13 protein-coding genes are annotated in these 19,487 nt (G+C 55.6%); 5 read left to right on the top strand and 8 right to left on the bottom strand.

Going from position 1 to position 19,487, the window contains the following annotated elements:
- The first annotated feature begins 9 nt into the window (after positions 1-9).
- The 5 genes from ACFQUU_RS15675 to ACFQUU_RS15655 all read left to right on the top strand — a co-directional run bounded on the left by ACFQUU_RS15675 (position 10) and on the right by ACFQUU_RS15655 (position 8,145).
- The gene (locus ACFQUU_RS15675; RefSeq protein WP_382248732.1) at positions 10-1,854 is read left to right on the top strand and encodes a feruloyl-CoA synthase; all 1,845 of its coding nucleotides are present in this window, start codon (positions 10-12) and stop codon (positions 1,852-1,854) included.
- 108 nt (positions 1,855-1,962) lie between these two features.
- Positions 1,963-2,955 (top strand): helix-turn-helix transcriptional regulator, encoded by a 993-nt coding sequence (locus ACFQUU_RS15670; RefSeq protein WP_382248730.1) that lies wholly within the window; start codon positions 1,963-1,965, stop codon positions 2,953-2,955.
- A gap of 460 nt (positions 2,956-3,415) precedes the next feature.
- A complete protein-coding gene (locus tag ACFQUU_RS15665; RefSeq protein WP_382248728.1) occupies positions 3,416-4,495 on the top strand; it encodes a phospholipase A in 1,080 nt (359 codons plus the stop codon).
- A gap of 205 nt (positions 4,496-4,700) precedes the next feature.
- Positions 4,701-7,265, top strand: coding sequence for an EAL domain-containing protein (locus ACFQUU_RS15660; protein WP_382248726.1), 2,565 nt, complete (start codon positions 4,701-4,703; stop codon positions 7,263-7,265).
- Between the two features lie 124 nt (positions 7,266-7,389).
- Positions 7,390-8,145 (top strand): substrate-binding periplasmic protein, encoded by a 756-nt coding sequence (locus ACFQUU_RS15655; RefSeq protein WP_382248724.1) that lies wholly within the window; start codon positions 7,390-7,392, stop codon positions 8,143-8,145.
- An 88-nt stretch (positions 8,146-8,233) separates the two neighbouring features.
- On the opposite strand, the gene ACFQUU_RS15650 is transcribed toward ACFQUU_RS15655, so the two are convergent.
- The 8 genes from ACFQUU_RS15650 to ACFQUU_RS15615 form a co-directional block, all read right to left on the bottom strand.
- Positions 8,234-8,425 carry a hypothetical protein gene (locus tag ACFQUU_RS15650; RefSeq protein ID WP_382248722.1) on the bottom strand — a complete coding sequence of 64 codons (192 nt, stop codon included), beginning with the start codon at positions 8,423-8,425 and terminating at the stop codon, positions 8,234-8,236.
- A 175-nt stretch (positions 8,426-8,600) separates the two neighbouring features.
- Positions 8,601-9,611, bottom strand: a complete 1,011-nt coding sequence (gene lhpH / locus ACFQUU_RS15645; RefSeq protein ID WP_382248720.1) for a trans-3-hydroxy-L-proline dehydratase — start codon at positions 9,609-9,611, stop codon at positions 8,601-8,603.
- Between the two features lie 175 nt (positions 9,612-9,786).
- Positions 9,787-10,896, bottom strand: coding sequence for a D-alanyl-D-alanine endopeptidase (gene pbpG / locus ACFQUU_RS15640; RefSeq protein ID WP_382248718.1), 1,110 nt, complete (start codon positions 10,894-10,896; stop codon positions 9,787-9,789).
- 601 nt (positions 10,897-11,497) lie between these two features.
- Positions 11,498-11,827, bottom strand: coding sequence for a hypothetical protein (locus tag ACFQUU_RS15635; RefSeq protein WP_382248716.1), 330 nt, complete (start codon positions 11,825-11,827; stop codon positions 11,498-11,500).
- A gap of 316 nt (positions 11,828-12,143) precedes the next feature.
- The gene (locus tag ACFQUU_RS15630) at positions 12,144-15,887 is read right to left on the bottom strand and encodes an AAA family ATPase (RefSeq protein WP_382248714.1); all 3,744 of its coding nucleotides are present in this window, start codon (positions 15,885-15,887) and stop codon (positions 12,144-12,146) included.
- 19 nt (positions 15,888-15,906) lie between these two features.
- On the bottom strand, positions 15,907-17,142 hold the full coding sequence (locus tag ACFQUU_RS15625) for an exonuclease SbcCD subunit D (RefSeq protein WP_382248712.1): 1,236 nt from the start codon (positions 17,140-17,142) through the stop codon (positions 15,907-15,909).
- 102 nt (positions 17,143-17,244) lie between these two features.
- Entirely contained in the window at positions 17,245-18,186 is a 942-nt protein-coding gene (locus ACFQUU_RS15620) for an MYG1 family protein (RefSeq protein WP_382248710.1), read from the bottom strand.
- Between the two features lie 78 nt (positions 18,187-18,264).
- On the bottom strand, positions 18,265-19,323 hold the full coding sequence (locus ACFQUU_RS15615) for an NAD(P)-dependent alcohol dehydrogenase (RefSeq protein WP_382248708.1): 1,059 nt from the start codon (positions 19,321-19,323) through the stop codon (positions 18,265-18,267).
- Positions 19,324-19,487: the final 164 nt, after the last annotated feature.

The raw sequence follows: 19,487 nt of genomic DNA, 5'->3' as shown, positions 1-19,487 counted from the left end.
GAGGCAATCATGAATGCAACCATTGCAGGCACTGCGCTCTTTGCCGAGCCGCAGATGCTTGTCGAGCGTCGTGAGGACGGCGCTATTCTCCTGACTTCGCCAATCCCGCTCGAGAAACATGAACGCTGTATCGGCATGTACCTGGAGAAGTGGGCGGCTCGTGAGCCAGGTCGTCCGTTTCTGCTTGAGCGAGACCGGGAAGGCCGATGGGTGGGTGTGACGTATGCCGAGGCATTGGAAAAAGTACGCCGCATCGGGACGTGGCTGTTAGGTCATGGAGTGACAGCCGAACATCCCGTCGTTGTACTGTCGGATAACAGCGTTGAGCACGGACTGCTGATGCTTGCCTGCATGCATATCGGCGTCCCGTATTCGGCAATATCACCCGCCTATTCGCTTGTATCCAGAGATCACGCAAAGCTGAAAAGCTTGATTGCGCGGCTTGATCCCAGCGTGATTTACATCTCGGACAGCGAAAAATTTTCCGCACCGCTTGAAGCGATCAAGGATCTGCACCAAGCCACGCTTGTCACATCAGCGAGTACGGCGCCGCCCGAAGGCGGGGTATCGTTTTGTTCTTTGCTGGAGTCACTCGATGCAGACCGCGTCGCCGAGGCTTTTGCGCGGATCGACGGCGACACCGTGGCAAAAATCCTGTTTACCTCGGGATCGACCAGCGAGCCAAAGGGAGTCATCAACACGCAACGCATGCTGTGTGCCAGCCAGCAAGGCAAGACACAGCTGTGGCCTTTCCTGAAAGAGACGCCGCCAGTGCTGCTGGACTGGCTGCCATGGAATCACACGTTTGGCAGCAATCACAATTTCAATCTTGTTCTGATGCACGGTGGCACACTCTATATCGACGGTGGAAAGCCCATGCCGGGAATGTTCGACGTCAGCATTCAGAATCTGCGTGACGTTGCACCGACGCTTTACCTGAATGTGCCGCGCGGTTTCGACATGCTGGTGCCGGCCCTGCGTAGCGACGCCGCATTGCGAAAGGCATTCTTCTCAAGACTTCAAGTCATTTTCTATGCTGCTGCAGCGTTACCTCAGCATTTGTGGGATGCGCTGATCGAACTCTCCCGACAGGAGCTCGGCCACGCCTTGCCCATGGTGACGGCTTGGGGCTCGACCGAAACTTCGCCGCTTGCCACCGACTGTCATTACCAGGCTGAACGTTCCGGTGTCATCGGGCTGCCGATTCCCGGTGTTTCGCTCAAGTTGCTGCCGAACGGAGACAAGCTGGAGGTACGCGTCAAAGGACCGATCGTCACACCCGGTTACTACAAGCAGCCGGACATCAGCGCCAAGGCATTCGATGAAGAAGGCTTTTACCTGATCGGCGACGCAGTGCGCTTTGCCGATCCGGAGCAACCGCATCTTGGGCTGGTATTCGATGGCCGGGTCGCTGAAGATTTTAAGCTCAGCACCGGCACCTGGGTCAGCGTCGGCACCTTGCGAATGAAGGCCATCGAGAAGCTTGCGCCGGTGGCGCAGGATATCGTCGTCGCTGGGCATGACCGCGATAGCGTTTCCCTGCTGATATTCCCAAATGCCGCGGCCTGCAAACAGCTGGCGGGACTTCCCGCGGACGGAGCGTTCGCCGACGCACTGAACCATGAAGCGGTACGCAATCATGTGAAGCTCGCCATGGACGAACTGCGCAGGACGGGCAGTGGTACGTCGACCTTTGCGCAGCGTGCCTTGCTGATGACGGAACCACCTGCGGTCGATGGTAGCGAGATTACCGACAAGGGTTATATCAATCAGGCAGCGGTGTTGAAGAATCGAGCGCATCTGGTCGAAAGGCTATACGCGATCACACCGGACGCACAGGTAATCTGCCTTTAGAGATATGGCTATGATGCATGTGGTCAATCTGCGGTCCTCAACACGAAATGCCGAAGCACGCTTTGAGATAATGCTGCCGTTTATGTGTAGAGTTAAAGGAATTCCTTCATGCCGAGGAAAAAAAACGAGCCTGCCGACTGGCCCGCAGTAAAGCCATCCGCTACCGGAAAAGCATCTGGGGTCCGACGTAAAACGACTCAAGGGCAGGCTGAAATGACAAATCCTGGCGATGCCGTAAGCAGTGCGCTTTCCATGCGCCTTGGACAGCGGGTGCGCTCCGCCAGGGCTGCCCGGGCGATGACGATGAAGCAGCTCGCCATGGAGTCAGGTATTTCGCTGCCTTATCTGTCGCGAGTGGAAAAAGGGGACGGCAATATATCCATCGCCGTGCTTCACAAGCTCGCCACGGCGCTCAATCTGCCGCTTGAGAATCTGTTGTCCGACAATGAACGCTATGGGGCAGACTACGCGTTGATCGTCGAATTGCTCAAGCGACAATCGCATGAGCAATTGAGCGAGATTCGACAATGGCTTGCCGATTACACAAGCAAGCGTGCCGATCCTTCCATGGCGCCGATGCGGATTGCCTTGATTGGTTTGAGGGGCGCCGGAAAGTCGACGCTAGGGCCCTTGCTGGCCAGGCAGCTGGACGTTCCCTTTGTCGAACTTAATCGCGAAATCGAGGCGGAAGCCGGCGTCAATATAAAAGAAATTTTCTGGCTGTACGGGCAGGCCGGTTATCGCCGGCTCGAGCGCCGCTGCCTGGAGCGCGTGATCGCGACCTATCCGCAAGTCGTACTGGCAACCGGCGGCGGTATCGTCGCGGCCGCATCCACCTATGAACTGCTGCTGCATTCCTTTTATAACATCTGGTTGAAGGCTGAACCGGAAGAGCATTTTGCCCGCGTCATGGCGCAGCACGATGCACGTATCGCGAGTCCGCAGCTGCAAAAGGAAGCAATGGAGAATATTCACTATGCCCTCGAGGCACGTGGGGAGCTCTATGACCTGGCCCATGCGAAGATCAATACATCAGGCAAGACAGTGGAGCAGACAGCGAAGGAATTGGCACGTTTGCTAAGCAGGAAGAAGGCTGCCTGAAAGCTCCAGCGGTTTTAAGTAACTCCTAGTGTGGTGTCCTGCAGATATCTTTATTTAATATTGGAAATCAAATGGCTATCGGATGCCGCAAAAGTGCGATCACTTATTTGAAGTTTTTTGCGGGACACTACACTAGATCGCTCCAAGTCCCCGAATAAGAAAGAAGGCAAGACACGACTGAAGTTAAAAAGATACAAGCAGGCAACTGAATAAAACCGGGCGTGAATGTGCGGGATCGACGTCAGGCCATCCGTATTGTTAGCCTGCATGGTTTCTTTCAAAGCATGCGGGCATGGAGTATTTGCTGCGCTTTGCGTCCGGAACCAAAGCCAACGCGGGCACTCCTTATTGCAGGCGTTGCTAAAGGCGAAACAGCGTTGGGCCTCCGCAACAATGTACTCGACCTCCGAGCGGCATCGACGCTCTATTGGCGCATGCTTGCTTGCATCGAAAAAACACCATGGAAATGTGTGCGACAGACCTGTCGGCAAGTTACGCATTGGCCGTTTTGCTGATGTTTGGCGCGATTGACGGCCGTGCTGCTGGTGCGCCTACAGGACTTCAGGATTGCGCGGGAATCGTATCGGATTCCGCGCGCCTGCTTTGTTATGATCGTCTCGCAGGCAAGCCGGATACACAAGGCACGTCGGCTGCGCAGCCATCGGCTACCCGCCCCGGTGCTGCGATGGCGTTGCCTGCATCCGGCGAGGAAAATAAAGGCGGCATGGCGACCAGCGCAGCAAGCGAATCGTCTCACCTCACGGAGCACTGGGAGCTCGGGGAATCGAACAAGCGCGGAATTTTCAGATTCCGCCCGCATCACGAAAACTATCTTGTAGCGACCTACAATTCTGCACCGAATCAGGATCCTTATCGACCGTTCCGCGCCTTCACACCTGAAGCAAAAGGATTGGCGCACTCGGAACTGGCCTTCCAGCTCGGCTTTAAACTAAAGATCGCAGAGAATGTCGCAGACAAGCCCATCGATGTATGGTTTGGCTATACGCAACGCAGCTTCTGGCAGGCCGGCAATGCAGCGGCCTCCAGTCCGTTCCGCGAAACCGATTACCAGCCAGAAGTGATGGCAGTCGTTCCCGTTGACATCAACCTTCTTGGCCTCAGGCTGCGCATGTTGAATCTGGGTCTGTTGCATCAGTCAAACGGACAGGCTTCCACGCTTTCACGCAGCTGGAATCGCGCTTATCTGCAAGCGGCCTTCGAGCATGGCAACTTCGACCTCTCTGCACGCATCTGGAAACGCTTCAATGAGGCGGCCAGTGACGATAACAATCCACGCATCATTGATTACATGGGAAGGGGCGACCTGGTTGGCACTTACCGCTGGAACGGCCATAAGTATTCGCTGCTGACCCGCTATAATTTCCATACCGACAAGGGAGCAGCACAGGTTTCCTGGGCCTTTCCACTGACATCAAAGCTTAAGGGTTATGTGCAATACTTTACCGGATACGGTTACACCCTGATCGACTATGACGACTTCCAGCGTGTCCTTGGAATTGGTTTGCAGGTAGATTATTAAGCCGTCCCTCCCAGGAATATCGGTGACATCCTGCCCCGCGTGGCGCCATTTAAACAGTTTTAGCCCGGTTTTGTTCCCACTTGGAGGGAGGTTCCCCTTTAGTGCGTCGAAATGGTATCCTTGCCTAGGAGTAATCTTTTTGCCGGAGTAAAGTGGCGTCTCCCAAAGGCGCAACCGCAACCTGGAAAACATAAGTGGGCCAGTCTTGATCAAGCATGCACAATCCAATCCGCTAGGGCGGCGGGTCATCGCGGCAATCCTGATCTGCAGCACTTGTCTGGCTATTCTTGCAACTGGCGTACAGCTGGTGTTCGATTACTATCAGGGCGTCTCTGGTATTGACGCGAGGCTCGACGAAATCGAGCATGCGTACGCGGAAAGCATAGCCACCTCGCTGTGGACAATGGATGAGCAGCAGACGCGCAAGCAGATCGAAGGCATTGCGCGCCTGCCGGATGTCATGACAGCCGAACTGCGCGATCCCGCAGATAAGTTTCTGATGCGTGCCGGCGTCCCTTTATCAAGCGTTGCCGCTGCTAATACAATACGGCGCCATATCCCGATCAAATTTACAGAGCGTGGCACCACGGACAATAAGTTCCAGGTCGCTACCCTGGAGATCACTGCGAGTATTGATGGTGTCTATGCCGAGCTGCGCGACAAGGTGCTCCTGATCCTGGTGACGCAGACAACCAAGACGGCGATCGTCGTCCTGTTTACTCTGTTTATATTTCGGCGACTCGTCAGCCGCCATCTGTCGTCGATCGCCACATATGCTCAGCGCCTGGACCTGAACAGATTGGGCGAAACCTTAACACTGAATCGTCGAAGCACATCGCATCCCGATGAGCTCGATATCGTCGTTACTGCGTTTAACGACATGACGGCTTCCATTCGGCGTGACGTGGATGAGCTTGCGCTGTATCGCCAGGGACTGGAGCGACTGGTCGAAGCGCGCACTGCGGAATTGGCTCAGCAGGTGACGGAACGTGAAGACGCGATTCGCCGATTGAATCTGGAAATGACCGACCGTTTACACGCGGAGCAGACCGCACGTGAACATGAAGACCGCTATCGGCAGGTTGTTGAAATGTCGCCAGATGCCATCACGATCGAGAGGGATGGACGTATCATCTTCGTCAATCGGGGTACGCTGAATCTGCTTGGTGCGCGGAACGAGGAACAGGTCAAGGCCGTCACCCTGTTCGATATGGTGCCGCCTGAAGAGCAAGCGATCATGCGCCAGCAGCTGGATGCGATCCTGCCATCCGACGGCGAACCGCACAGCTTTGAGGTAAAAATGCGACGCTTCGATGGGACACCGATCAATGTCGAAATCCGCCGCGCGATATTCCAGTATGACGGCGCATCGGCCATTCAGACCGTGATTCACGACATCACGCACCGCAAGAGTTACGAGGAACAGCTGCGCAGGCAGGCCTTGCACGATGCATTGACCGGCTTGCCGAATCGCGTGCTTCTGCTCGATCGCATGGAGCAGGCGATCGCTGCGGCGGAACGGGACGGCAGTACTGTCCACGTGATGTTCTTCGATCTGGACCGTTTTAAGTTTGTCAATGACACGCTCGGACATGGCGCCGGGGACGAATTGCTAAAAACAATCACGCGCCGTATGTCCCTCTGTGCGCGCAAGTCCGATACGCTGGCGCGGCTGGGTGGCGACGAATTTGTCCTGATGCTGGAAGGAGTCGATTGCGAGGACACCGTACATCGTCTCGTGCAGCGCCTGATGACCACCATCTGCGAACCGGTTGTGCTGGGTGACCAGGATGTGGCTGTTACTTGTAGTATTGGCATCAGTGTTTATCCGCATGATGCACGCGAGGCAGGGACTCTTCTCAAGTACGCCGATGCCGCCATGTATCACGCTAAGGAAAAAGGGCGCAATGGTGTCGAGCGCTATACCGTCGAAATGGACAAACGCGCGAACGAGCACCTGGTCATGGAGACACATTTGCGCCGCGCGCTTGAACGAAATGAATTTCGCCTGGTGTATCAACCCCTTCTGGATTTGCGGAGTGGACGCATCGCGGGTGCCGAAGCCCTGATTCGCTGGCAGCATCCTCAGCTAGGCTTGCTGACGCCGGTCCGGTTTATTTCCCTGGCGGAGGAAACCGGCCTGATCAATGGTATCGGCGAGTGGGTGATGCGGACCGCCTGCCTGCAGGCGAAGGCATGGATAGATGCCGGCGTGTCGCATCTGCCTGTATCGGTTAACTTGTCGACGCAGCAATTGACACGCCCGCATTTCGATGCGGAAGTCGCATCGGCGCTGAAGAGTAGCGGTTTGCCGGCGCACAGCCTCGAACTGGAGATTACCGAGAGCGCCTCCATGCGCAATCCGGAGCGTACTGTGCAGCTTCTGAATATGCTGGCCGCAATGGGCGTCGGAATCGCTATCGACGACTTCGGGACGGGATATTCCAATCTGTCCTATTTGAAGCGTTTCCCGGTAAGGCGACTCAAGCTCGACCGTTCATTCATTTCCGATATCGGTATCAGTGCAGCTGACGCGGCACTTACGCAATCCATCATCGGGATGGCGCATAGCCTTGGACTGGCCGTGGTCGCCGAAGGGGTGGAAGAAGTTAGCCAGTTGAGGCAGCTTGTCGCTTATGGCTGCGATTATGTACAAGGTTATTATTTCAGTCCGCCGGTTGCGCCGGAGTCATTGCTGGCAATGGTGCGCGCGGGCCGGTCCATTGACATGCGATCGCTCGCCGTCACGGATGTTGCTGTTTCCGTATGATCGACGACTCGTATGACAGGATTGCGCAAGAGAGTATCTTATCGGCTAACGATATCGAAAAGAGAAATGGAATAACATGTGCGAACGCAGTTATAGCATAAATCGCCGTGAATTCGGCCTCCGTATGACAACACTCGGTGCCGCAGTGGCAACCGGTTTCTATTCGTTGGAAGCTGCGGGTCAGACGCTCGACTCCCTTACGCTGATCACGGAAGATTATCCGCCATTCAATTTCGAAAAGAACGGCCGCCGGCAAGGCATTGCCGTCGATCTTCTAATGGAAATGCTGGACCTGTCCGGTTCCAAAAGGAGCAGGGAGGACATCCGGATATGGCCGTGGGCACGCGGATATGAGACTGCGCTGAAGGAAAAGGACATTGTGCTGTTTTCAACGACGCGCACCGAACCGCGGGAGAACCTGTTCAAGTGGGTAGGGCCCATCATGCCATCTCGCATTGTACTGGTTGCGAAGAAAAAGAATGGCATCCAACTCGACAGCGTAGAGGAGCTCGGCCGCGCTGGTTATCGTATCGGAGTCGTACGCGAGGATGTCGGGGAGAAGCTGCTCGACAAAGTAGACCGCGTGCGTGACAAAGTTGTCTTGCTGAATTCGGGCATCAGCGTCGCCAAGATGCTGCAGGCCGGCCGGATCGATATGTGGGCCTATGACATCCAGGTTGCGATGTGGAACCTAAAGGAATTGGGGTACGATCCTGCCGAGTATGAAGAAGTCTTCACGTTGGCGGAGACGCATAGTTATTATTTCGCGCTGAGCAAAAAGACGGACGACAAGTTCGTCTTCATGCTGCAATCCGCCCTTGACCAGATTAAGGCCAAGGGGCGGTTTAATGAAATTGTCGCGCGGTATAGAAAATCATAAGCCGAACGTTAAGCTTGAATCTCACAATCAGGCATCTCATGCTTGCCGAGACAGTGTTTGTGCTATTGCGGCATTGCGCCTTTAAGCTTTATGCCGCCGTATTCTCGCTGTTTGCATCCACCAGATAGATGACAAAAACCGGTTCGCTCAGATAAGGCTCATCGAGTACGATAATGGAAACAGGGTCGCGCAAGACTGAATCGCAGTCATACATGATCAGCAGGTCACCGTGGATGGCGATCAGGTTCGCTAATTCCGAAACCAGTCCAGATGCCCTCATGATTGTCCTTATTCTGTCTGTATGAAGTGTACTCGTCAGGGGACAGACAAAAAGTAAAATTTTTCGATGAATCTGGTCGGCCGTATAGTCGATACATCATAAACCTTGATATAAGCGCAGCGACACGTTATGCCCTTGTATTTTCAATCTTTGGTTTTTAATGCGATGCCTGAACCTATCGCAGAAAAAAACCAGTCGGAAACGGATCGGTGTCTTCCAGTAGCCACTGGTTGAATCCCATGATATGGGCTTCACCTGTGACTTCGGTAATAGCGGCAGGCAAGGCGCCAACTTGCGTTGCTTCGACCACCCGAACCTCGAACACGCTACCAACGATACTGCCATTACGGTACGCTTGATTCAGTCCGAGCTTTCCACGCAAAAATAATTGTGCCGCGCGACCGGAGGTTCCGGTGCCTGTTGGCGAGCGATCGACTTCACGATCAGCAAAGATACAAACATTCGATTGGTCGATGCCAGTACGGTTTGGTGCGCCATCAATGATGGTCCCATACAAGCTATCAAGCCCTGTCACCAAAGGATGTTGAATCTGTACCTTTGCTTTCACAGCCTGTTTGGTTTCAGCGCCAAGCTGAATCAGCGGTCGGACCATATCGGGACGGATTTCAAGCCCGGTTTGGCCGACATGGATGTAGTAGTAAAAGGCACCGCCGAAAACGATATCGCCCCTGACTTTGCCAAAGCTTGGTGTATCGACTTCAAGATCGCGCAGGTAAATGAATGAAGGCACATTACGAAAAGTGACCCGTCCCGCACGTACCCCGTCCCATTCCACATGGGCTTCGATAAATCCGGCAGGCGAATCGAAGGCGATGCGCGTTACAGGAATTTGCCGCTCGACATGCCCCAGTTCCACCAGGACCTTACCGAGCGCAATAATCCCGTGGCCACACATGTCGCTATAGCCTTCGTTATGGATAAAAATCACGCCGAAATCAGCATTGGGGCTAACCGGGGGCAATAGGTAAGCGCCATACATGTCCGCGTGCCCGCGCGGCTCGTTCATCAGGAACATCCGCAAGTCGTCTCGATTCGACTTGAGCCACGAGCGCTTTTCCAGAATGGTACTGCCCGGAACATGCGGCATGCCTGATAACAGAATACGCAAGGGTTCGCCGCCAGTATGCGCGTCGATTGTTTGTAGTGTGCGGGTAAAGCTCAGCATTTTCTGGTCTTTCGTTTGTTTCTATAGAGTGGTCCACCGCCGGTGTGCAGTCAGGCTGGCAGTTGTACATTGTTAAACCCGCAATTGTTTCGTTAAGGAACAATTGCTGTGTCCGCATGCCTTAGTTTACCGGCTTAATTTAATTCGATCGGCGATGACTTTGCTAAAGCTGTTCTTATCCTTCTTGTTTGTCTTCCATGCGCGTCAACGTCGGTAACTTCACATTCTCGAGCCAGGTGCGCATGCGGTTTGCATCCGCCGCTCGCGAGTATTTTCCTTTTGAATCAAGGAAAATCATGACGACCGACCGTCCATCAATGACGGCATTCATGACGAGGCATCGGCCGGCTTCGGCAATATACCCGGTCTTCTGCAGGACGATGTCCCAGTTGGAATTCCTAACCAGCCGATTCGAGTTCCGGTACTGCAGAGCCCGTCCTCCCGGTTCGACTGAAAATGCTTCATGCGTGGAATAGGTCCTGATCAGTGGATGTTCGCGCGCAGCAACCACCAGCCTTGCAAGGTCGTTCGGGGTCGATACATTCTTGCTCGACAATCCCGTCGTCTCGACGTAATGGGTATTGGTCATGCCTAGAAGCTTGGCGCGCGCATTCATTGCATCGACAAATGCAGGCAGTCCGCCGGGGTAGTGGCGCCCAAGTGCGGATGCCGCACGGTTTTCCGAACTCATCAGGGCGATGTGGAGCATCTCTCTCCGTGTCAGCTTTGCACCGATTGGTAATCGTGAAGAAGTGTATTTAATCCGGTCGACGTCGGCAGTTGTCACGGTCAATACTTCATTCAGGTCTTGCTTGGCTTCAAGCACCACCAGCGCGGTCATTAGTTTGGTGATCGACGCAATCGGAAGAACCGCTTCGGAATTTTTCGCAAAGAGAACCGACGAGGTGGTCTCGTCGAGAACCAGCGCGGCGTTGGACTCAAGGCCAAGAGGATTGGCCGTTTCATTCAGGCCCGCAAGGTCACCGGCACTAAGTACCGGTGGTGATGGTGTCGCTCGCATCCGGCGGGGATGGAACGATACAAGGCGTTTGTGTCGGCCAAGCGATGATTTCGCGGAGAAACGGGCCTTGGTGCGCACCTTGTTTTTGGCTTTTGCACTGGAGCGTGATTTCAGTGCACCCGCTTTCTGGCGCTTTCTTGTTGCACTGATCGAAACCTTTTTTACCTTGGATGCGGCGGGTACTTTGGCTCTTGCGCTTGCTTGTTCCGCACCAAAAAAGAAATGAAGAAAAACGAACAGAAGCAGTAGAGAAACCTTCTTCATGCTTAACCCTTATCATCCAGTGCAGCATATTGTACCTCGGCAAGATGATTTAATGCACTGAAGAATTAGGCACTTATAGATAAAACTTAAAGAAGATTCTAGAATGATGCCAGTTTAGTATGATGACGGTGAGAGTGTATCTAAAAGGTTTTGCTATTCTGGCAATTTAGATGTCTGACCCATGCCGGATGGAAATCCCGCCGGAATGTAAAACACATCTCGGACATCTCGGTTTTTACTAACAAGTCCGAGCCGGAATATATTGAGAAAACCTTTCTCAATACCGATGTCCGACCACAATGCACACCATATAAATAAAAAACCCCGCAGCTGGGGCAAGCTGCGGGCAAAGCTCTCTTGAAAGGAACAGGAACACGACGCAATGCCTCGGTTCCAGAGATTTATGGTAATCCTTCAGTCTTAGATAGAACTTAAACGCAGGAAAACTCTTTCGGTACCCGAACTACAGTAAATCTGGCTTTGGCCGGACGATGCAGACTGGCATGCGCGAAATGCCTACCAACCATGGTGTGGAATAAAGCAATTCAAATAAAAAGGCGGGATCGCTCCCGCCATTTTATTTAAGCCTAACTCTTTTCTGTTACTTGACGGCGTCAGCCTTCTTTTCGGCTGCATCTTTATTGGCTTCCGCCTTGTCCTTACGTGCCTTTGCATCGGCTTTGGCAATCTTCTTCTCTGCCTTGGCATCGGCCTTGGCCGCCTTCTCGTCAGCCTTGGCATCCGCTTTGTCAGCCTTCGCCTGTGCCTTTGCGTCCGCCTTTGTGACGGGTGTATCGACCGTGGTGGAAGCACCAGAAGTCATCTGGGTTGGTGTGGCTGCAGGGACTGATGATGTGGTGGTGGACGACGTCTGTGCGAACACGGAAGTTGCAAACAAGCCGGTGAGGAGAGTGGCGATCAATTTATTCATTAGGTTCCTTTCAGAGAGAATAAAGGTGACATCAACGTGTCAATGATTCAGACAACGCTGCTCCGAAAGATTCCTTGCCATTATGTTATTAATTGTAAGCTATGCAACCAGACGCAAATGCGGGAATTAAATCGATCTACCCACCGTAATCGTGGGCTGCAACAGTGCTCGCCCGCAACCACGTTACTTAGAGCACCTATCAAAATGCCGCTTGCCGCGTTGCTACTCCTAGCCGTGCGCCTGTACTGTCTTCGTCGGCGTGCCTTGCCATCGTCATTATGATAGGTGCTTTTATTCACGCTTTGCGCAATGAAGCTCACGCGGCTTCAACACCAACAACACTCTTGCCGCCTGCAACCCGACGCACAATCACTTTGGTTCCTATGCGCTCCGTCATTTCCTGTACATGGGATATGACGCCGACCTTGCGCCCCATCGACTGCAATCCATCGAGTGCCTGCATGGCGACAGCCAGAGTGTCCGCGTCAAGGCTTCCGAAGCCTTCATCAATAAACAGGGATTCCACCCGTACGCGGTTTGACGAAAGCGATGCGAGTCCTAACGCGAGGGCGAGGGACACCAGAAAAGACTCGCCTCCCGACAGCGAATGCACCGAGCGGATCTCTTCGCCCATATCCCGATCGACGACCATGAGCGCCAGCGAGTTCGGCACGCGCTCCAGTCGGTAACGGCGTGCCAGTTCCATCAAATGACGATTGGCATAGCCCAGCAGGACATCCAGCGTGAACTGCTGTGCGTAGTTGCGGAACTTTTTCCCGTCTGCCGATCCGATCAGTTCACCGAGTTGGCCCCACAGGCGCGCGGTGGCCTGTTGCCGTTCGAGTTCCGCCTGTACGGCTTCACTACGCGCGCGTCTGGCTTCGTCATCGGCAAGCGCCAACCGCAGTTGTGTGGTGCGTGCGCTCGCGGACTCATGGTCGGATGACAGTGTTGCCAGTGCACTTTGCAGCGCCTCGCGAACTTGGGCCGATGGCCGCAATAATTCGTGGGCGACCCGGCGGTCCTGACGCTCTTGCAGCACAGCCTTGGCGGTATGCAAGGCATTGTCCGCATGCTGGAGATATGATCGCTCTCTGGCATGCCAGTCCGCATCATGTGCCAGCATATCCTTGAGACTCGATTCATCAAGTGGGCCGGTTTGCTGGTCGGCATGCTGGTTGTAATCCGCAATCCAGGCGTTGACACGCTCATGTGCCGACGCGATTTCCTGTTCGGCGTTTGACAGCCGTTGCAAGGCCTGGTCACGCGACTCGCGGCAACGCGTTGCACTCATGGCCCGCTCCTGCAGCGCCTGCATCTGACGTTCGCATTGTCCTCTTGCCTGTTCCAGCTTGACGGCAAGTTCTTCCTCGACCTCTCTGACCGCACGTCCGCCAAACAGCATGGCGCGTGCCGCGCGCTTCTCGTCGAGCCGTTCGCGACTGGCGGCCAATTGCGCAGTGCGTGACTGCACTGCAGCGACAAGTTTGGTCGCGTTTTCAGCGAGTGCTGTTACGGTAATGTCCAATTCGTTAAGGCGGGTGCCGAGTCGCGCATGCTCGGTGACATTGACATTCCACTGTGCGACCCGTTGTTCGCATTTCTCACGGAAATCGGCAGGCGACTTCAGCCAGCTATCTTTCCATTTAGGATGGGTGAAGGCTTCCTCGAGTTGATCGATTGCTGTCGTCAGTCGACGTTCCAGGTCCGTGAATTTCTCATTTAATTTCGCTGATTCGGCTTCGGCCTTATTTGCCTGAGCAGTCGCGCTTGCAAGGGCTTCGCTCAGTTGCGCGCGGCGGAGCAGGGCGGCATCAAGCCCTTGCTGGGCGCTGTCCTTCTCTTTCTCCGCGGCCGTCGCTGCGCTCTCGGCGACCGACAAGTCGAGCAATTGGGCTTTGATCGCCTGGCGCAGATCCGCAAACCATGCGCTGCGGTCTGCCGGACTAACGTTCATCACTTCTGCCGCGACCGGATGTGCCTGCCAGGCGCCAAGCTTGTCCTCAATCGAGGCCAAAACGGCCTCGTGGTCGCACATGGCTTCGTCAAGCTGTCGCCGCAATTCCGTGATGGAAGCTTCTTCCCTTGCATACTGCTGGAACAATGCTTCAGCTTCCGTGCGTTTTGCCGACACTTCGCGGTCCATGGTCGAGAGCACCGTTTGCAGACGGTCGTCCTCTCCGGCATAGGGATGCTCAAGCGAACCGCATACAGGACATGGTTCATCCTGTACCAGCGATGCCCGCATTTCCTCCACACTGGTACTGCAGGCATCGTGTGCCATCTGTTGCATGCGCTGTGCCTGCTCAAGAGCGCCCCTGGCAGATGTCAACGACTGCGAGAGTTGTGCATGCCTGGTTGCTCCTCCTTCGAGCGACTGCGTTAAATGTGTAATGCGCGCGGCAAGTTCTTGCGCCCGGCACTGAGAGGTGAACAGGAGCTTCCAGCAAGCATCCGCATCTTCAATCAGGTCGCGTCGTGTTTCAAGCGCATGGCGTCGCTCACGGATACCTGCGATGTCGACCTGCGCTAAAGCGCGCACCGCCAGTTCACGCCGCGCTTCCGCCTTGGTTACCGATTCGATCGCAAGTAAAAGCTGCGCCTGCGCTTCTTCACCAGCTTGTCGTTTGCTCCGGAAGTCGGCCTGAAGCATGTCAAACGACTGTTTCGCCATATTCCGCTCGGCTAGCAACGCGCCGGCCTGGCCCAACAAGGTGTCCCAGCGTGCCCAGTGCAGCGCCAAAGATTTGGTTGACGCATGGTCGCTCAGCCAGGCATCTGCCTTCTTCTGCTGGTCCGTGATAACGGCGTGCTCTTGCCGCAGGTTTGCAAGTTTCTGATTTGCTTCCGATTCGTTTTTTCGAGCCTCTTCCAGTGCATCGATCAATCGTTGATATTCGGGTTGCAGCGCTTCGATCTGTGCGTCGAGAGTCTTGGCTTTGTCCAGATTGATTGTTGCGGCATTACGTGCAATATCGGCGTTATGGGCAGCGGTTTCCGCTTCCTTCAGCGCCAGCCGCGCTTGCGAATGCGCCATCACTGCGGCGTCAAGTTTCTGCTCGGCTGCTTGTAGCTCACTGCGCAGGCCAGTCGTTGCGGCTTGCGCGCGGCTCCATTCATGCATGAGCGGACGGGTCGCCTGAATGCTTTCCACGCGCGCAAGATATCGACGTCGCGTTACCAGTGTGAGCTGTTCGGCTACTAGGCGTTCCACTTCCTCTCGGGCCTGCTGTTCATCGCGCTTAAGATTTTCCCATGCGTAGTGCCAACGCAGTTCTTCGTCGAGTTTTTGCTTTTTCTGGTCCAGTAATGCGAGAGACTCGCTAGCAAGCTGCAGCTCTTTCTCGAGGTTTGCCCGCGCTTCAGCGTCGAGCGGCGCATGGTCCGCCAGGCGGCTGCCCAGTTGATTCAGCTTCTCGGTTTCGGCCTTGGCGCGTGCAAAAGCACGCTTTGACATTTCGCTGTAGATCGTACTTCCGGAAAGCGTTTCGAGCAGTTCGCCGCGTTCGCCATCATCGGCTTTCAGAAAAGCGGAAAACTCATTCTGCGCCAGCAGTACCGCGCGGGTGAATTGTTCGAAACTCAGACCGATGCGACGTTCAATCTCGGCCTTTACTTCAAGCTTGGTACCACCGATTTGCTGCAGTTCCGGCAATTGCCAGAACGCCATGGTCACCGGTTGCAAGGCGCCATCTTCTCTGGAACGCGCCCGGCGCACACTCCAGCGCGCCCGGTAGGTCAGGTTGTCATTGCCGATGAATTCCACTTCCGCATACGCTTCCGCGCAGCCGCGACGCAGCAGATTACGGGTGTCCTGCTGTGTCAGTGTTTCGTCACGCACGTCGGGCAGGCCGATGCCTTTGCCGACAGCTCTGGACAGACGTGGCGTCGCATCGTAGAGCGCGAGGCAGAGCGCGTCCAGCAAGGTACTTTTGCCGGCGCCGGTAGGCCCGCAAATGGCAAACAGGCCGGTTGAAAGCAGAGGCTCGCTCTGGAAATCGAGAGCGAATTCGCCGCCCAGCGAGGCGAGGTTCTTGCCGCTGACCTTGAGTATTTTCATGCGTGATTCGGGACGACGGTTAGGACGACTGTTGATCAGGAGCCAGGAGAAGTTCTCCGAAGGCAGCAAGTTGTTCCGACGGCGCCTCGGCCTGGTATTTGGCCTGGTAGAGGCGCTTGAATATTTCGTCGGGTTGCAGCGCACCCAGATCATCGACCGACACGGGCGCGGCATGCTCCTGAATGCGGGCGGCGTAACTTGTGTCAATTTTCGCCAGCCTTACCGGCTTGCCTTCAATCGCTGCTTCAATACGGGCCCGCAAACCAGGCTCTGGCCCGTCGAGACGCACGCGCACTTCAAGATAAGCGTTCAAGTGGGCATCCGTCGCCGGCAATTCCAGCGCATGCAATGCCGCGAGCGCTTCCTCGACCCCCGCCGGACGGCGCGGAATGCGTAACAGTTCCACCGTTCTCGGCACCCGGATCTCGCGAATGTCGGCGACGTTCTCTCCATCGAGATCGATACAGAGTACCTGGTGTGCATAATCGACTTCCGTAAACGACATCGGCAAAGGACTGCCGCAATAACGGATGTGTTCGCGACCGCCGACGCGCTGCGCCTTGTGCAGATGGCCGAGTGCCACGTACGCAACCGAATCATCGAACATCTGGTCGGACAGCGCCTCGGATCCGCCGACGACGATACGCCGCTCGGAATCGGCGGAGATTTCGCCGCCAGTCATGTGGCAATGCCCGAGCGCGATGATGGCCTGGTGGGCTTCGCGCTTTTCGGCTGCGCGATCAAGCGCCTGCCGGTACAGAAGGGCAATGCCTTCCATGTAAGGATCGCCGTCGGTCTCAACGCGCGGCACGTCGCCAGGACGAAGAAAGGGCACGGCCAGACACCAGGCGCCAACAGAACCATCCGGGCGGTGAAGCGGGACGAGTAACTGGTCCAGGTCGATTTCACCTGTGTCCAGGCGGCGCGCATGGCCGACGACAGTGACCTTCATCCCCTCCAGCAGCGGACGCGGGGCTTCCAAGCGGCCCGGTGAATCATGGTTGCCGGCAATGACGACGATTTGCAGATGCGGTGCTCGTTGTTTGACCTGCTGAAGAAACTGATAAAACTGGCGCTGGGAGGCAGCCGAGGGATTGGCGTTGTCAAAGATATCGCCGGCGATCAGTAACACATCGACGGACTCGCTGGCCACCGTGTCGACAAGCCACGCAAGGAACTGCTCGTGTTCATGCGTGCGTTCATAATTATGGAGAAACTGGCCGAGATGCCAGTCCGAGGTGTGCAGCAGGCGCATTCCTATCCTTTCTTGAAGACGCCGTGTGAATGACCGGGATGAAGCCGAATATAGCATTTCCGCCATGATGTGCGGCGGCAAGATGGCGTTCCGGAAAACTTCTCAGGTAGGCTCGGCGAGCGCAAGTCTGGCCATATGCAAGGCGCTTTCGTAAGAGCCCGCTGCGGCAATGAACAGGTTGTTATGGCAAAAGCCGGCATCAGGCACGCCTGTCACCGCGGAAAGCTCCTGTCCTTGCAGTCCGGCCCAGGCGGCCGGCAGGTCTTTGCGTGATTCGAAGGTATCGGGCGCCGCTGGAACGGTATGCAGCATGAACCGCTGTTCCGCCAGATTGTGGCTGATGACGAACAAGACCTTGGGCATTTCATTGCGGACCACCGAGGCCCATGGCAGTGCGCTGTTGGCAATGAACAGCACCGTGCCGTTTTCGAGCAAGGTGGAATTGCGTACCTGTTCGACGGCAAGCTGGCTGCCGACCCGGTACTTCACCGCATTCACGATGATATCCGCCATGTAGCTCATCGCGCGCCGGAACTGCTCCAGGCGCACGGCATCCGCCGCGGCGGGGCTGCCGGCCTCCTGCTCATCGAGCCAGGTCGGATTGAAGCCCGAGACCACGGCGGACAAGCCATACCCGCCAGGTGCGTTTTTGGCTGCGCCGGTGTCCGACATGTCCAGGTATTGAACCAGATCACCATCGATGGCGTAAGCAATCTGCTGCGCCTGCTCGTCGGGAAGTTGTACCTTCATGCGTGACTTTGCAACCAGGGCAACACATTGCGCGCCATAGGTTTTCCAGACCAATCCTGCGCTGGCATAGACGACGCCGGTTTCGCGGGCACCGGCAAAGCCTTTCTGGTGGTGATCGAAACGCCCGGTTTTCGGATCCCAAATGCCGCCTACATCGACAGCAAAGTCGGCGGCGCGGATCTTTTCCGGGTCGCGGGTGCGAATCAGTTCGCTGTGAGGAAACAGCATGTCGAGGACGGTCGCTGCCCATACATCGTCCGCGTGGAATTTTCCTGAGTGAGTTGCAATGATCATGTAGAAAGAGGCGTGTAATGGATCCGGAATCCGGAAACCCGCCATTCTACCGGGGTATTGCCCGTCAATATCGACATCTCAGCTATTTCCCTTCAGCGAAGCCATATCGATGACAAAGCGGTACTTCACGTCGCTTTTCAGCATGCGCTCATACGCGTCATTGATCTTCTGGATGGGAATCATCTCGATGTCCGAGACAATCCCATGCTCCGCGCAAAAATCGAGCATTTCCTGGGTTTCCGCGATGCCGCCGATCAGTGAGCCGGCCAGATGGCGCCGTTTCATGATGAGGTTGAATACCTGCGGCGACGGATGCGGCTCGGCGGGAGCGCCGACCAGGGTCATCGTGCCTTCGCGCTTGAGCAATACGAGAAACGCGTCGAGACTGTGCGGAGCCGCGACGGTATTCAGAATGAAATCAAAAGAATTTACGTGTGCCTGCATCTGCTCCGCATTACGTGAGACGACCACTTCGTCTGCACCCAGACGCATGGCGTCCTCCTTTTTGCCCGGCGAAGTAGTGAACAACACTACATGCGCGCCGAGTGCGTGGGCCAGCTTGATTCCCATGTGACCGAGCCCGCCCAAACCAACGATGCCAACCTTCTGACCCTTGCCGACTTTCCAGTGCCGCAGCGGGGACCAGGTGGTGATGCCTGCACAGAGCAGAGGCGCCGCGGCAGCCGGATCAAGTTTGTCGGAAATACGCAGGACAAACTTTTCAGTCACCACGATATTGCTTGCGTAGCCGCCATACGTCATGCCGCCGGAATGCATTTCCTCGCCGTTATAGGTGCCGACAAAGCCGTTTTCGCAATATTGCTCCAATCCTTCGGCGCAACTGCTGCAGTGCTGGCAGGAATCGACCATGCAACCTACACCAACGATATCTCCTGGTTTGAAGCGCGTTACCTTGTTGCCAACCGCACTCACACGCCCGACGATCTCATGCCCTGGGACCACCGGATATACGGTGTTTCCCCATTCATTGCGGGCCGTATGCAGATCCGAATGGCAGACGCCGCAGTAAAGGATGTCGATCTGCACATCGGTAGGACCGGGATTACGGCGTTCAAAGCGAAGTTCATGCAAGGGCGTATGGGCATCGGTGGCGCCGTAGCCGAGAGATTGCAACATATTAGCTCTCCGGATGGTTTGTTCGGCCGCTTCTGCGGATTGAGAAGGCTGGATGTTGGTTGACTGACATGCTGTAGCGCAGTTCCAGCGCCGGCCTTGCGATAGATCTTTTACCCGCTCCCAATACTGAAAACCCGTAATGCAGCTCTCCGACCACGAAATGC

Origin of the sequence: Herbaspirillum sp. GCM10030257 (assembly GCF_042666555.1) — a bacterium.
Lineage (GTDB): Bacteria > Pseudomonadota > Gammaproteobacteria > Burkholderiales > Burkholderiaceae_D > Noviherbaspirillum.
This window is presented reverse-complemented; position numbering and strand designations above follow the sequence as displayed.